The 15,006-nt window shown below is 38.1% G+C and carries 18 protein-coding genes and 1 pseudogene; 14 read left to right on the top strand and 5 right to left on the bottom strand.

The features are described from left to right. The 8 genes from ACYVTD_RS05575 to ACYVTD_RS05610 form a co-directional block, all read left to right on the top strand. Window positions 1-233, top strand: a 233-nt coding sequence (locus tag ACYVTD_RS05575; protein WP_461246800.1) for a hypothetical protein, incomplete at its 5' end; no start/stop codon positions are given. Between the two features lie 42 nt (window positions 234-275). Continuing rightward, window positions 276-947, top strand: coding sequence for a hypothetical protein (locus ACYVTD_RS05580; RefSeq protein WP_461246801.1), 672 nt, complete (start codon window positions 276-278; stop codon window positions 945-947). Next, entirely contained in the window at window positions 944-1,564 is a 621-nt protein-coding gene (locus ACYVTD_RS05585) for a TM1812 family CRISPR-associated protein (protein ID WP_461246802.1), read from the top strand. Before ACYVTD_RS05580 ends, ACYVTD_RS05585 begins: the two co-directional genes overlap by 4 nt. A gap of 9 nt (window positions 1,565-1,573) precedes the next feature. Further along, window positions 1,574-2,482: a hypothetical protein gene (locus tag ACYVTD_RS05590; RefSeq protein WP_461246803.1), complete on the top strand. Its 909-nt coding sequence runs from the start codon at window positions 1,574-1,576 to the stop codon at window positions 2,480-2,482. A 142-nt stretch (window positions 2,483-2,624) separates the two neighbouring features. After that, complete coding sequence (locus tag ACYVTD_RS05595) at window positions 2,625-2,828, top strand: hypothetical protein (RefSeq protein WP_461246804.1); 204 nt, start codon at window positions 2,625-2,627, stop codon at window positions 2,826-2,828. A 14-nt stretch (window positions 2,829-2,842) separates the two neighbouring features. Then, window positions 2,843-3,361: a hypothetical protein gene (locus tag ACYVTD_RS05600; protein WP_461246805.1), complete on the top strand. Its 519-nt coding sequence runs from the start codon at window positions 2,843-2,845 to the stop codon at window positions 3,359-3,361. Between the two features lie 15 nt (window positions 3,362-3,376). Further along, entirely contained in the window at window positions 3,377-3,814 is a 438-nt protein-coding gene (locus tag ACYVTD_RS05605) for a hypothetical protein (RefSeq protein WP_461246806.1), read from the top strand. Between the two features lie 18 nt (window positions 3,815-3,832). Continuing rightward, window positions 3,833-4,660, top strand: coding sequence for a DnaJ domain-containing protein (locus ACYVTD_RS05610; protein ID WP_461246807.1), 828 nt, complete (start codon window positions 3,833-3,835; stop codon window positions 4,658-4,660). A gap of 66 nt (window positions 4,661-4,726) precedes the next feature. On the opposite strand, the gene ACYVTD_RS05615 is transcribed toward ACYVTD_RS05610, so the two are convergent. The 3 genes from ACYVTD_RS05615 to ACYVTD_RS05625 all read right to left on the bottom strand — a co-directional run bounded on the left by ACYVTD_RS05615 (window position 4,727) and on the right by ACYVTD_RS05625 (window position 6,878). Beyond that, complete coding sequence (locus ACYVTD_RS05615; protein WP_461246808.1) at window positions 4,727-5,290, bottom strand: DJ-1 family glyoxalase III; 564 nt, start codon at window positions 5,288-5,290, stop codon at window positions 4,727-4,729. 59 nt (window positions 5,291-5,349) lie between these two features. After that, window positions 5,350-5,706 (bottom strand): TraR/DksA family transcriptional regulator, encoded by a 357-nt coding sequence (locus tag ACYVTD_RS05620; protein ID WP_461246817.1) that lies wholly within the window; start codon window positions 5,704-5,706, stop codon window positions 5,350-5,352. A 95-nt stretch (window positions 5,707-5,801) separates the two neighbouring features. Further along, a complete protein-coding gene (locus ACYVTD_RS05625) occupies window positions 5,802-6,878 on the bottom strand; it encodes a diacylglycerol/lipid kinase family protein (RefSeq protein WP_461246809.1) in 1,077 nt (358 codons plus the stop codon). 125 nt (window positions 6,879-7,003) lie between these two features. On the opposite strand from ACYVTD_RS05625, the gene leuS reads away from it, so the two are divergent. The 6 genes from leuS to ACYVTD_RS05655 all read left to right on the top strand — a co-directional run bounded on the left by leuS (window position 7,004) and on the right by ACYVTD_RS05655 (window position 13,986). Then, window positions 7,004-9,484 (top strand): leucine--tRNA ligase, encoded by a 2,481-nt coding sequence (gene leuS / locus ACYVTD_RS05630; protein ID WP_461246810.1) that lies wholly within the window; start codon window positions 7,004-7,006, stop codon window positions 9,482-9,484. 49 nt (window positions 9,485-9,533) lie between these two features. Then, window positions 9,534-11,687, top strand: a complete 2,154-nt coding sequence (locus ACYVTD_RS05635; protein ID WP_461246811.1) for an endo-1,4-beta-xylanase — start codon at window positions 9,534-9,536, stop codon at window positions 11,685-11,687. A gap of 180 nt (window positions 11,688-11,867) precedes the next feature. Next, complete coding sequence (locus ACYVTD_RS05640; RefSeq protein ID WP_461246812.1) at window positions 11,868-12,278, top strand: hypothetical protein; 411 nt, start codon at window positions 11,868-11,870, stop codon at window positions 12,276-12,278. A gap of 121 nt (window positions 12,279-12,399) precedes the next feature. Further along, the gene (locus ACYVTD_RS05645; RefSeq protein WP_461246813.1) at window positions 12,400-13,173 is read left to right on the top strand and encodes a Nif3-like dinuclear metal center hexameric protein; all 774 of its coding nucleotides are present in this window, start codon (window positions 12,400-12,402) and stop codon (window positions 13,171-13,173) included. Window positions 13,174-13,183: 10 nt separating this feature from the next. Further along, the gene (gene lspA, locus ACYVTD_RS05650; protein WP_461246814.1) at window positions 13,184-13,705 is read left to right on the top strand and encodes a signal peptidase II; all 522 of its coding nucleotides are present in this window, start codon (window positions 13,184-13,186) and stop codon (window positions 13,703-13,705) included. Continuing rightward, a complete protein-coding gene (locus ACYVTD_RS05655; protein WP_461246815.1) occupies window positions 13,702-13,986 on the top strand; it encodes a leader peptide processing enzyme in 285 nt (94 codons plus the stop codon). The genes lspA and ACYVTD_RS05655 overlap by 4 nt, the downstream gene beginning before the upstream one ends. A 378-nt stretch (window positions 13,987-14,364) precedes the next feature. Here the strand turns inward: ACYVTD_RS05655 and ACYVTD_RS05660 are convergent. Both ACYVTD_RS05660 and ACYVTD_RS05665 read right to left on the bottom strand, forming a co-directional pair. Continuing rightward, window positions 14,365-14,694: pseudogene (locus ACYVTD_RS05660) on the bottom strand (formylglycine-generating enzyme family protein); the annotation flags it as partial. Window positions 14,695-14,707: 13 nt separating this feature from the next. Next, window positions 14,708-14,869, bottom strand: coding sequence for a hypothetical protein (locus tag ACYVTD_RS05665; protein ID WP_461246816.1), 162 nt, complete (start codon window positions 14,867-14,869; stop codon window positions 14,708-14,710). Window positions 14,870-15,006: the final 137 nt, after the last annotated feature.

Here is a 15,006-nt window from a genome sequence, read left to right on the forward strand (position 1 = left end):
GTATTAAGATATCTTGGGTACATGAATTATTAGAAATCCGTAATGATGTCTCACATTGGACGACTGAAAAGTCAACTAATTATACTTTTGATTTAATAAGTCATACATTAAGTACAATGATTTTATTTGTGCGTTCAATTAATATTAATGTTGCAAACCAAATTTCTGAATTGAAACAAGACTTTGAAAACAAATTTAGAAAACAAGAAGAATTTACTACTCAAAACCCTTAAGTTTTCTAAAATTAATGCATTATAATAAATAAGGAGAAAATCATGAATTTATCAAAAAATGCATTTTTAGGCTATGAAACGCAATTACGGGAAATGGGTTTTGGCAATGATTTAGACGTAATGAAGGCTCGTATTCTAAGTAAAGAACATCTGTCAACAGATGATTTTGCAAATCGGGCTATTTATGTGGTTCTTGCTGGAGGGTTTAAACAACAAACAGCAAAAAAAATACATAATAAAATGATGTTATATTTGCAATCTTCATCGCCAAAAGCTGAAAAAAGCAACTTATACAACGACTTATTGGATATCTTTGGCAATAAAAACAAGGTAAATGCCATTGTTGATATATGGCAGAATCGCGCTAAATATTTCAATGATTATAACTTATTAAAAGACGCTCCATTAGAGGCAAAACTTTTATATTTATATCAGCTTCCATATATAGGAAAAATTACTAAAAACCATCTTGCGCGAAATCTTGGCGAAGATGTACCAAAATATGATATATGGGTTCAAAGGCTTGGCGTTATGTTTAGCGAAAGAAAAGACTTAGAGCCAAAAATTGATAATTCAAAACTTGATCCAGAAATAGTAAAAGTATGCGATAATATGTTTGAACAAATAAAGCAGGAGACTGGTCTGCCAATAGGATATATAGACCTTGTATTATGGAGAGCCTGTGAACAACATATATTAAAGGAGTTAAAATGAAAACCGTAATAATAACCGTACCCATGAAACAGCCTCACGAGGTGGAAGCATTACAATACCCCGTGGACGGCAACAAAGCCATCGAATACGAAAAACCTGTACGTTGTCCAATACATGGCGTGCTTGCCAAAACACTGGAAAAAAATGAAAAAGTAAAGGTAATTTACATCCTAACAACAGGGGAAACCAGCGAATGTGAGCAAAATAAAAAGGCATATATCGAAGAACTGGAAAAAATCAACAAGGAAATCGGAGCTATTTTAAGCTACGATTCAATCGAAATTGACTTTGAACCTACCAATAAAACATACAACAAACTAATCACCGACTTAGCCGAAAAAATCTCCAATAATGCGGAGATTTACGTTGATACCACTTTTGGCTTCAAACCTGAAACCTTGTCTTTGTTTTGCGCCCTCCGTTTTGTCGAAGAATTCCGTGAAGCAGTCGTACAATATATAATTTACGGGAAAGTCGAATTCGACAAAGGAAAACCGAAAAATCCAAAGCTTTATGACATAACATCGCTTTATTATCTTTTCAAATTGATGGGTTCAATGGGGGCTTCCAATGCCGAAGACGCATTGAAAACGCTAAAAGATTTTTTCGCCATGTAAGGGGTTTTTGTGGATATACAACAGACACCTGAAGAAAAACTAAAAACAGATATCTATGATATATACACTCGTTTTTTTGTCGAATCTTCATCTGAACGGCGGCAAGTTTACTATGGACAGATTTGGGATAAGATAGTTAAATGGTGCAATAAATATCTTAAATATCTGAAAATAAATGCAAATGATATGGGTATTGAAATATTTAATGTTATAAAACGTCTTGTCAAAGATAATAATGAAACAACTAAGAACAAGTCAGAATTTTTTTATATTCTAGAAAAATCAGTGGAAAATGCAAAATACGAATATTTACGCAAATATGAACAAGGCTCTATAGATATCTCAAGAGAGAAAAATAGAAAATTTATGAAAGTAAAAAAAGAACTTATCAAAATGAAGGAACACCAGCCTGGAAAAAACTTAACCAAAGATGAGGAAGAAAAATGTATATCCAATTGGTTGAAGAATAAGCAGGAATATATTGATATATATAATGCGAAAAATATAGCCAGTATTTCGTATATAAAACATGATGAAAACGATGAGATAGACGACATTGATCTTCCTGATACGCAATCAGATGACCCTCTTGATGAATATATTAATAATATTGATATGGAAACCGTTTTGGAAGCCGTAACATCTGTATTTACAAAAAAACAGAAAAGAGCCAGAGATTGTTATAAAGCGCTTTTTACGCTTTATTGTATCAAAAATGATTTAAAGGGATTGTATCCTATTCTTGATCAGGAAATTATAGATACCTTTCATAAACACGGTAAAAAGCCAAAACAATACGAAATTTACTTAAAATACCACCCCGAAGCTGATAAAAACAGTGCGGAAGTTATGGCATCAACGAATCTTCGTGAATTCCTTAATGATATAGAAACCCACCTTAAAGAAAAAAACAGATAATTTTTTTATTAAAAACCTTAAGTTTTCCCAATCTCAGCCATTATTAATATATCAAGTAAAAGCTTTGTAAAAGGTCTCGGAGACAAACTCAGACGGTACGTTAACTGTGGATGCAGTAAACGCTGTATAAAAGGAGGAAATTATGAAAGGAAAAAATAAGGGGGCAATTATGACCCAACATCAGTTTGAAAAAGAGGAACAAGAGCGGGTAAAAATTGAAGAATATTTTATGACAGGGCAAATAGGCTCTGATGTGGCTATTTTTACCTTGCGTTTGCTTGGATTTTCAAATGCGAGAGCTAAACAAATTGTAAGGCAGTGGGCAAATGAAAAAACCGATGTCTAACAAAGGATGCATTTATGAAATTAGTAATAACCATTATCATATGCTCCTTAATTTGTTTTTTGTACTACGGTAAAAAAAATTCGTATTATGAAAAGAACGTAAGCAATCAAAAGATAACTAATGCTGTCCGAAATTTTTCTAATACATCTACACAGTCATCTTCGGCGCTTGCGTTTGATAAATTTTCTGAATATTCAAATATTGACAAAACGCTACGAATAGTCGCAGAAAAATGGAAAAAGACAGATGTAAACGGAGACGGACTTTATAACTGTATAGATGCCGCCGTTTTATTTTATCAGTATTATCCTGATAAAAGCAAAGTGTGCATTGAATTAAACTATAACCCAAAAGAGGATTTTAATCACTTGTTTAACTGCGTTTTTACTGACGGCGTATGGAAGGGAGTAGAACCTCAGGCTTACGCTAAAAATCATAGTAATTATTTAATGTGGTCAGTGTGGGGAAAGCGGTATGATAACGCATATAATTGCGTTGCAACAAATGACTATATAAAGTATGTCAGGAAATAAACAAAGGAGTATAAGATGTCAAAATATTCATTAACAGTTCCAACTTGGCAAAAGGGCTGTATTGAGGAAATGGTTATTCTTGATGAGACCAGAAACGTATTCAAATACTCGTTTTCCAACAGTCTCGATAATATAAAAACTGCTGTTTTTGCGAGAACCGGTATTAATATAGATTTAGAAGAAGCCAAATGGCAACAAAATCATAAACTTTCAATAAGTGTTAAAAAATTAATGAATTCTTATAATGTGAACTATTCCATGACAACAGATATAAAAGACATAGACAATAAAAAATTTATAATAATAAATATGCGTGTCGGTGATGATTGGTATGTTACAGGTTATGAAGAAGAATACGGTGAATTTTTCAGTTGGGAAATGCTCCGTATTTTGGAACTTTTTGATTTAATCAAAAAGTCTAATACATCATCTAATGATGCAGATAATAAATAATATTAAAAGGAGCAGATAATGTGGATAGTTATTTTTGTTTTTTTCGGACCAATTATTTATTTATTAGTTCATATTATTGTTGACTCTATTTCAGAAAAAATAAATGAATACAAGCGTGACAAATATTATGAAAAAGAAGAAATTTTTAATGTTAGTGAATATAATAACAATAATATAACCGAAAATGATATAATGCTCCTTTTTATTTCTCAATTTAGGTTGCATAAAAGTCGTTATTATTGCGTTGATTATGAAGTATATAATGATAAAGACGAACAAAATTACGCATGGTCAGTAAGAACAATAAAAGAAACCTTTGGATGGGGCGTTATTTATAGTATACGATTTGATTTTTCAAATGGTTGCGTTTATCTGTCTTTTTCGGGCGATGAGTTTATTTCTCGCGGAAAATCATCAAAAAAATATTATCTTTCTACTTTTGATTTTGGTACAGGCGATATTGAGAAAACACTTGACATTTGCAGAGAGGAATCAAGAATTAAATGGAAAATGAATGGAATGGAACCTGATGAAAATTTACCTTTTAATTTTATTCCTTTATTAAGCAGTAGTTCTTCATCAGGCGGTTATAGATCTAAAAATCAAGAAGAAAAAACATCTTATGAAAATACAAATCAATCTGACTTATTATCATTTTACCGTAATCTTCTGGGGTTAAGGTTAAGATTTTCACTTGAAGAACTCAAGAAATCTTACCATGAAGCCGTAAGAAAATATCACCCCGACCGATACAGTTCCTCATCGCAACGTGATCGCGCAAACGCTGAAATGCTTATGAAGCAGGTAAATGAAGCTTACGAAAAATTGAGGGCAGTTGCGAGGTAAATGCCCCATTCTTCCTTTGTGTCCTTCTCTTCCTTCGTGTCCTTTGTGAGAACTCTTCCGAATAAATTAAAGCAAAACAGCATCCGCAATCTTTTTTGCGACGGCTTTATCCAGTAATTTCTCAATTATCGCAACCGCAAATTCTCCCGCTGTTCCTGCGCCTCGGCTGGTGATAACATTGCCGTCCGTTACAACTCTGTCGCCTGACCATTTGCCATCTGTCACTTTTTCTTCCATGCCTGGGTAGCAGGTAAAATTTTTCCCTTTAAGCAAGCCTAGGGGAGCGAGTGCAAGAGCGGGGGCGGCGCAAATCGCGCAGACTAATTTTCCGTTAGCCGCCATTTCCTTAACGAGAAAACCTGTCTCTTTTGAAGCCGCCAAATTTGCCGTGCCGGGCATTCCGCCGGGAAGAATTATCGCGTCGTAGCTGTTTGTTTCAGGTTTGGCAAATTCGGAAAGCGTAATGTTTGCGGTCATTGTAATGCCGCCCCATTTGCTTGTTACATTCACACTATCGGAAATTGATACTGTGGTAACTTCTATTCCGGCTCGTTGCAGATAGTCAATGGGCGTTATCGCCTCGACATCTTCAAAACCGTCCGCCAGTAAAACAATCGCTTTTTTTGCCATCTTTATTACCCGTAAAATTATTAGTTTTTTATATAACCATAAAGCGGCTCATGCGCTAATTAGCGGTTGCGCCGCTCTTCTTCGGATTTACATTCAATGCACATTAGGGCGTAGGGAATTGCGATAAGGCGGTCTTGCGGAATACGCTTGCCGCATTTTATGCAATGACCATACTTGCCTTGCTTTATTCTTGTGATAGCCGATTCAATCAGTTTAAGACGCTTTAATTCCTGTGTGCCGATAGCTTCGATCATTTTTCGGTCTGTATCGTCGGACGCTATGTCGGCAAGGTCTTTTGGCTCCTCGCCTTCCATTATTTCTTTAAACTCTTCGCTACTGGCAACCAGAGCGTCGACAATCTCGGCTTTTAAGGCTAAAAGAGCAGTTTCCATTTTATCAAGAAATTCTTGATCTATTGGTGGTATTTTTTTCTTCTTTTTACCTGTCGCAGCCATTGTACCCTTTCTCCATTTTGTAGATATTAGCTACATAATTAAAAATATGTCAATAGTTATTTATCGCTTCCCAATTTTATAAGCGGGATTACAGGAGATGTAAGTTGCAATACTGCCGGAAAATCATCCGGTTGTAGTAAAACAGTTTCCCCGTCCATTTGCGCCAGTATGGGTTGGTTGTATTTTATTTCAAGGCGGTGCGCGTTAAATAAAAGAGCATCGCGGTTTTTAATGTGTTTGCCTTTTGTAATTTGGTTTTTAATTTTTATTTTGCGGAAAAATGGCAATTTTTTTACTCCACACACATTGCGGTAATCCGGTAAAATATGCTGTTGGGAACCATACGTCCGATTTCCTGTTACGCCCATTGCCAATAGTAAAAGTTTCTCCCTAAAAGATAGAAGTTCTTTATTGTTAATATCAAACGCGCGTACGTCAAAATAATCCACTTTATATTTTTTTTCATAGGACAATGCCGCCATGTCTATCCAGAATTGGTATCCGTTGCCCGGCTTCCCTTTTTTGATGTTGGTCATGTGCGTAACATAGGCATCAAGTCCCAAAGAAAGAATATTAAAAGCAAATAAGTCTTGTTTTTTCCATTCTGATGATCCGTTTTGCGCAGTTGTTAATTGCACAGCGGGGGCGAATTCAATATGAACGGGATTAAGGAGTAAATCCAAAGCGCCTGCCAGCGTGGGGCTGTCCGCTCCGTCATTGCCTGTTCCCATGGGAAGACGCAGTACTGTTATACTTCTGCGGACAGGGGCGGATGCCGTGAACATAACATTCATAACTTCTTTATGGGTTCCGTCTCCGCCTGCGCTGATTATCAAATAGAATGGGATAGGGTCTTTTTCGGCTCTTTCTATGAACGCTTTTGTAATTTCAGCGGCAGAACCTTTTCCTTCCGTAAGGTTTAAAATCACATTCTTGTATATTTGTCTTTTTGGATTTGCTTGGGCTTTTTGTTGGTATTTTCTTAGTGTTTTTACATGGGATTCCCATTTTTTCTTGTCAATGAAGCCGCCCGCTACCGGATTAAGGATAATCATACAACGCAGAGGACTTTCCTTTGCAATAAGAGAATGTTCACAAATATCAGAGATAGCATTAATAAAATAATAATCCATACTGCCAATTTAACATAGAATTATATTAATGTCAATGTTATTTTATCAAAATTTATGCCTACTATGGAAGAAAAATAGTATATAGATATTCTCATTCTTCGTAAAATTCCATATAATTCCATATTATGGCAAAATACCCTTTTGAAACAATTGAACCTAAATGGCAAAAATACTGGGATAAAAATAAAACTTTTAAAACCTTGGAAAACCCGAATTTCCCAAAAGACAAGCGTCGTTATGTGCTTGATATGTTCCCCTATCCTTCGGGGCAGGGGCTTCATGTCGGTCACCCTGAGGGCTATACGGCAACCGACATTTATTGCCGTTTCCTTCGCATGAACGGCTACAATGTCCTGCACCCAATGGGCTTTGACGCTTATGGGCTACCCGCCGAAAATTACGCCATTCAGACAGGAACTCACCCAGCTGTTACAACCGCCGCAAACATCAACAGGTTCCGTGAGCAAATTAAAGCTCTTGGTTTTTCCTATGATTGGGATCGTGAAGTCGATACGTCCGCCGAAGATTATTACCGCTGGACGCAGTGGATTTTCTTAAAACTTTTTGAAAAGGGACTGGCTTACGAGGCGGAAAGCCCGATAAACTGGTGTCCGTCCTGCAAGACCGGTCTTGCCAATGAAGAAGTAAAAGACGGTCTTTGCGAGCGTTGCGGCGAAAAGGTAACACGCAAGCGAATACGTCAGTGGATTCTGAAAATAACCGCCTACGCCGAACGCCTGCTTGCGGACTTGGATTTGTTGGACTGGCCCGAACCTGTAAAACTTATGCAACGTAATTGGATTGGGCGCAGTGAGGGGGCGAATGTAACGTTCAAAGTTGATAAATCGACATTAAAAAACAATGAAGACCTGTCCTTTGAAATTTACACAACTCGCCCCGACACACTTTTCGGAGTAACCTACATGGTTCTCTCTCCCGAACATCCGCTAGTGGACAAACTTACAACGCCTGAACAAAAACAGGCGGTCGCCTCTTACATTGAAGCCGCCGCAAGAAAGAGCGATCTTGAACGCACCGATCTTGCAAAAGAAAAGACAGGCGTGTTCAGCGGAGCGTATGCTATTAACCCTGTTAACGATAAAAAAATTCCAATATGGATAGCCGACTATGTTCTTATCTCTTACGGAACAGGAGCGATTATGGCGGTTCCGGCTCATGACGAGCGTGACTGGGAGTTTGCCAAAGAATTTAAATTACCGATAATTTTGGTTGTCAGTGCCGATAAACCGCAAGCCGGAAAAGACTATTCAGGCGAGCCTGCGGAATGTACTGCGGCTGACGGCTATTCTGTAAACTCTGGCGATTTTACGGGGCTTCCAACTGAAGAAGCAAAAAAGCGTATCACACAGTGGCTTGAAGAAAAAGGTATTGGCAAACGGGCGGTTAATTACAAATTAAGAGATTGGATTTTTTCCCGTCAGCGTTACTGGGGCGAGCCTATTCCTGTTGTGCATTGCGAGAAGTGCGGCATTGTTCCGTTATCGGAAAAAGATTTGCCGTTGAAACTGCCGCAGGTTAAGTCTTATGCTCCGACAGGCACGGGCGAATCTCCGCTTGCCGGAATTACCGATTGGGTAAGTACAACTTGCCCAAAGTGCGGCGGAAAAGCAAAAAGAGAAACAAACACAATGCCGCAATGGGCTGGTTCCTGTTGGTATTACATTCGCTATCTTGACCCAAAAAATGACAAGGCTTTTGCTGCGAAAGAAAAAATTGATTACTGGCTTCCTGTCGATTTATATATTGGCGGAGTTGAACACGCCGTGCTTCATCTTTTGTACAGCCGCTTTTGGCACAAAGTTTTGTATGACCTCGGTCTTGTAAATTCTGTTGAACCTTTTCAGCGACTGGTTAATCAGGGAATGATTCTGGGAGAGGACAATCAAAAGATGAGCAAGAGCAGGGGCAATGTAATAAACCCCGATGATATTATCAAAGAGTACGGGGCTGATTCTTTGCGTGTCTACGAAATGTTTATGGGTCCTCTGGAAGTAAGCAAGCCGTGGAACATGGCTGGAGTTACCGGCGTGTCCCGTTTCCTTGAACGTCTTTGGGCGATAAGCGAAAAACCTGTAAGCGAAGCAACGCCCGGCAGTGAGCAAGCCGGAGGCGCTGAATTGCAAAAACTTCTGCACAGGACAATTGAAAAAGTAACAAAGGACACCGCAACTCTTAACTTTAACACAGCCATAAGCGCGATGATGATCTACTCAACAGAACTTGCCAAATTAGCTGAAATTCCGCGAGCTTTATGGGAGCCGCTTGTGATAATGTCTAGCGCTTACGCTCCTCATCTTGGTGAAGAACTTTGGGAAAAACTTGGGCATAAAGAGTCGGTTTCCAAGAGTAAATGGTCAACTTTTGATCCGTCTTTGACTGTTTTTGACGAAGTAACAGTTGTAGTCCAAGTGGGCGGTAAAATACGCGAAAAATTTACCGCAGCCGCCGGAACGACGAAAGAGGAGCTTGAAAAAACAGCTCTTGCCCTGCCTGGGACTCAAAAATGGCTTGAAGGGCAAACAATAGCGAAAATCATTACAGTACCGGATAAATTAGTTAATATTGTTGTACAAAAAGAAAATTAATATTTGGCAAATTCGGTAATTATTGTGATATTATATTTATATAATATTTATGACTACAAAAGAAGGTAATAACGATCCTTACTTTCGCAATGATCCGGGCGCTGGCTTTCAGCGTATTCCTGTTTACAAGTTTGACATTGAGCAAAATTTTTCTGTTTGGAAGTCATGGCGCACCAGTGATGGACGTGTTCTTCCTAACCCAAACAGCCATTTTGAACTTGTAAGCGATCCGTTTGAGTCCGGTAGTCTTATCATGCTTACAACTTATTTTGATCCTTCAGTCGCCGGAAAAGCTTTCGGCGGATTCGGCATGAGGGCTCCTATTGATCCGCCTGTAAAAATAGATAATCAAACATATATAGAGTTTGATCTTTATTATCCAAAAAGCGCCGGTGGAAAATATATGCGATTTGAAATCTGGTCTACTTCCTCAAGCGGTGAAGGCGTTCAAAGTATTGCTGGAAAACCGGGGACTGTAAAATCTCAAGTTTATATAAGGACTTCAGATTTATCCGGTCTTGGAACTCTTTTACCGGATTGGATTGGTTTTTATAACGGAGAAACTTGGTATAAAAAAGCGGTTTATGTGGTAACGCCGATAACATCAGGAACATGGGAATATTTAAATATAGATCTTCATACGGAAAATGGCACAAAACTTGACGGCGATCAACTTATGATTGGTAATATCAGAATAACGCAGATGGATTCAAGCGGAGAGAAAATCCCCGATGTTGTAAATACAAAAAGTTATTTGGAAGTTGAACCGCTTAAAAGTAAATACAATTTGAATAACGGCAGTTTTCTTATCGGCGTTACCGGAACAGGACATGTCGAGCCTGATTCAATAAGAGGGTATCATTACGAAATTTTTGTTTGCGAAGATGAATTAAAACCAGAGAGTCATATTAATCCTCCGCAGTGGCTTAAAGAAGAATTTGCTTATTTTAAATTTAAGATAGACAGCTCCTTAACCGAGGGAGATGAATCGGAATGGAAGCTTCCTACCGAAGAACTTTTAAGCATTAGAAATTCAGGAAAACCAGGCGAATATAAATTACACGGTCACTGTCTTGCATGGATAAATCAATCTCCTCCGTGGATGAGGCAGCTTATACCTGAAAATATCGCTTCCCGCGAATGGAATAGCGGCGGATTGTTTTTCTCCGGCAGTACAAATTCTACCGGACCATATTTAAAAGTAAACAAGTTAATAGCCAGAAGACTTTATTTCAATCATATCTTGTATGAAATGCGACATTTTATGTCTGTGAATCCAAGATATAATTCTTCTGCGGAACGCGGTATTATACCGTTTCATTCGTTTGATGTTCTTAATGTGGAGATTCACGAAAGCAGGTATAGCGCGATTATAAAAGAAAAACCCAATGAATGGAAAACGGCGTTAAAAAATGTTTCGTGGCTTATGGCAATGACGGATAATGATTATTCAGATATTGGCAGTCATTATGTTTATCTGCTTTTTAAATACGCTCATATAGCGATTCCTAACACGCTTATGGCTGAAAAATATAAAGCGCATTACAACGATGATAATATTGTTCCCGCTTACATGAAAATGGATAATCATGATGACAACGGCAGTATTGACGCATACATTGCGGAAGCTCCTCCCATTCTTGCTTACAACGAGTATGAAATTAATCTTTTTTCAAAGTCAACAGTAGCCTATAACATGATTAAAGAATTAAATATAGCATGGAAAAATGATCCACTTTATGACGGCAGAAACTTAATTGAATGTATGGGAATTCAGGGGCATGATTTAGTTACCCCTGTAACGCTTACTAAAAACCAACAGTCTTTACTTATGTTTACAGGATTGATTGATGACGGACTTTTAAATTGCGTCGCTTATTCGGAAATTGATATTAGACAGCCTAATACTGCCCCTGGCGGCGAAGCTCTTGCTCCTACGACTCTTAATCAAAAACAGGCTGACGCCATAGGATATCAATATGCTCTTCTTTTTAAATTGTTCGATAAATTTAAAAAATATATTGATCATGTTATTTTATGGAGTCAATACGGAGCTAGCTTTTTAAATAGTTATGTGCTTTTTGATCATGAAAAAAAAGCAAGTCAGGCATATTACGCCGTAATGGATCCCGATAAATTTATTACAGGTCATTCATATTTAGATGACTTTTTTAACGGCGAATATCAAAAACTTAAAGAATAATATAAAATAATTTGTAATTTATCTTTTAATTTAAGAATATTTTAAAATATTTTCTTAAATTTGCGCTTGTTTATTTGTTTAATATATTATATAATACTTCTTATAGCTCGTTGAGTTATAAGATGAATAAATAAAAATTATTTTTTCATCAATTTTAATTTTTTTTAAGAGGGGTTATTTATGAAAGACGGATTGGGAATTTTTCTTTGGAAGATTTCGGTTGCTTTGTATCTTGTAGCGAACGGAATTCTAGGTTTGCAGAAATCAATTTGGAACAAAGGTGATTTCTGGATCATTTTTAACAGAATGGGTTTTAAAGGTGATACCTTGAGTGTCTTTGTGGCTGTTGCCAGCGTTGTAGCGTTAATAGCGGGCATCGCAATTATATTGGAAATGTTGAATGTTCAAATTCCGCTCCTAGACACCTTGATACTTATTATTGCTGTTATCTGGGCAGTGTATGTAATCATAGAGATTATTTCATGGATAACTCATTCCAGCAAAACCGATAATGTATGGTCTATATTACAGATGTTGGCTGTTCACGTTATGGTTCTTGCTAATCTTCTTATTGCAAGTAAAAAAGCTTAAAGATTTTTAAATCATTTTACAAAGCCGTATACTCCGCAGTATACGGCTTTTTTTGTATTAAGCGCTTCAAAATAAATACCAATTACTGGAATTTATTTTTTCTCTATGATACACTGTCCATGTGAGCGCGGAATTTACCACAGAACAACTTGACTCTTTTTTTAAAGGAATTCTTGATATCGAAGGTTTTGCTTCCATTGACGATTCCCTGAACGGAATACAGGTAGATAACGACGGCAGAGCTGTCCGTAAAATTGCCTTTGGCGTTGACGCCGCTATGGAAACCTTTGAACAAGCAGCCGCCATTGGTGCGGGTATGTTGTTTGTCCACCACGGGCTTTTCTGGGGACACCTGTCTGCTGTGGCTGGAAATTTAAGGCAGCGGATTAAATTTCTTTTGGAGCACAATATTTGCCTGTATGCGGTGCATCTGCCTTTGGATCAACAGCCGAAATTCGGGAACAACGCCGTTCTTACCCAGCTTTTGGGACTGGAAAATATCGAGCCTTTTGGACTGTACCACGGACGAAAAGTAGGTTATAAAGGAACATTCCCCAAACCTGTTACAGTTGACGAGGCTGTAAAAAAAATTAATTTTATGGGGAGACCGCCGCTTGGCGTTTACCCCTTTGGCAAAAAAGACTGCGTAAGTGCGGCGGTAGTGTCAGGCGGAGCGGCGGACAACATGCGGGAAGCGGTTAAAGAGGGCGTGGATTTATATGTGACGGGAGAAAGCTCGCATAGCGTTTACCATGATTGTCTTGAAGGAAAGCTCAATATGATAGCGGGCGGTCATTACAGCACCGAAGTCTGGGGAGTGCAGGCTGTTATGCGTCATGCAATAGCGGAGCTTGCTATTGACGCTGAATTTTTGGATATACCGACAGGATTATAAGGAGTATAAAATGATAAAATTTGAAAAAGAGAAAGTTTTGCCGTTTTCACTTACGGCATTTGTTATTCTTGCGGATCAAATTATAAAAGCGGTTGTTGTAAAACTCAAGCCGGAAACAGGACTTATTAAAGATGTTTTTAATAATGGTTTTTTATGGATATGGCATGTCCGCAACAAAGCGATAGCGTTTAGTTTGGGAGAAAATCTGCCTGATGCGTTTAGACCCATAATGTTTATTATTGTTCCCATTTTGGTTTTAGGTTTTTTAGTATGGTATTATTTTAAATCCGATGAATTCACCTATATTCAACGCTGGGCGGCGGCTGGAATAATTGGCGGCGGTCTTGGAAATATCATAGACCGTATTTTCCGTCCCGACGGAGTAGTAGATTTTATCAGCGTAAATATTTACGGAATTTTAGGAATGTCCCGCTGGCCTACATTTAATATTGCCGATTCATCGGTTGTAGTATGCTGTATATTACTGCTTGTTACCATGTTTTTTACCCCATCAAAGAAGGAAAACAAATGAATAAAAAAGTTAATACATTGTTATTTATTCTGGGCGCGACGGTATTTAATGTTATTGTCGCCGTGATTAGTTTTATTATATTAATTATTCTATGTGGAAAATTCATATTTCCCAGAATACCGGAGACAGGTTACAGCTGGGCTGTTTCATTAATCCTGCTTTCCTCGATAGCGATTTCAATTTTTGTTTACCGCGCCGTGTTAAAGTTTTTCCTGAAAAAGATCGATGTGGAACAGTATTTTGATCCGCTTTTTGTGAAGCATAATATTAAGAGACAATAAATCCATGAGGAAGAAGAGAAGACCTCACACGAAGAGCACGAAGGAAGAGAAGATCACAAAGAAGAGGGAAGAGATCTACCACGAACCAAAAGCGAACGAAGACAGACGAGTGTTAAATACATAGATTACATACTTACCGCTTTTTTCTAAGTGAGGGCAAGATGTATGCCCAAGAATTTTACTTGGGGTCCTGTCAGCGAAAAAAACGCCTCGACTCATCGTCGAGTCATTTTTTTCCTGCCACCCCTCAAGTATTTTATTGGGCATACATCTTAATCGCACTTTTAAAAAAAATCAGGCTACAAGTAGTGTCCCTGATTTATCAGCGACACTACCAAAAAGAGCTGTCTATTACGCTACGTGTTCCATTCTTTCTTTCTAATTGGAACGTACCAGCCGGAAGCCAACACCGCTGGTCCGAGAGTTAGGATTGCCAGTGACTCGATACGCAGAACGCAGGCTCTGACCTTTGTCGTAAAAGTACCCGCCGCGTTCCAATCGGTAAGTGCCGGTATCCGCTCCAGCGGGATCCGTGTTATCTGTCGTTATATCCGGTTTATACCAGTCCCAACACCATTCAAACACATTCCCATGCATGTCATAAAGTCCGTAATTATTAGGAGCATAACTTCCCCGACATGCGTATTCCCACTCCGCTTCGGTCGGTAATCTATATCCGTTTTTGCTCCTGTCCATTACCGCATTATTATTCCATGTTGCATTATTTTCCGTCGGGTATTGAGAGCATCTCTATAGCTTTAGGGCTGGTAGTGGAACCGTCTGTATCGCCGTCTCCGTTATCATCATTACCACAAGCAATAAAAGAAAACCCTACTACCGCGATAAGGGCGGCAATGCTTAAAACTCTAAATACGTTCTTCATAGAAAACTCCTTAAAATTGATTTATGTATAAAAAAGCCACTGTCAAAATCGACAGACGGCGTTTTTCCGAGGATATTGAGAAAATTGTGTAAAAAAAGTGATATTACGTTATTTGTATCGCTTACATTGTTCGGGGG

The sequence above is a fragment of the Treponema sp. R6D11 genome (assembly GCF_054786075.1).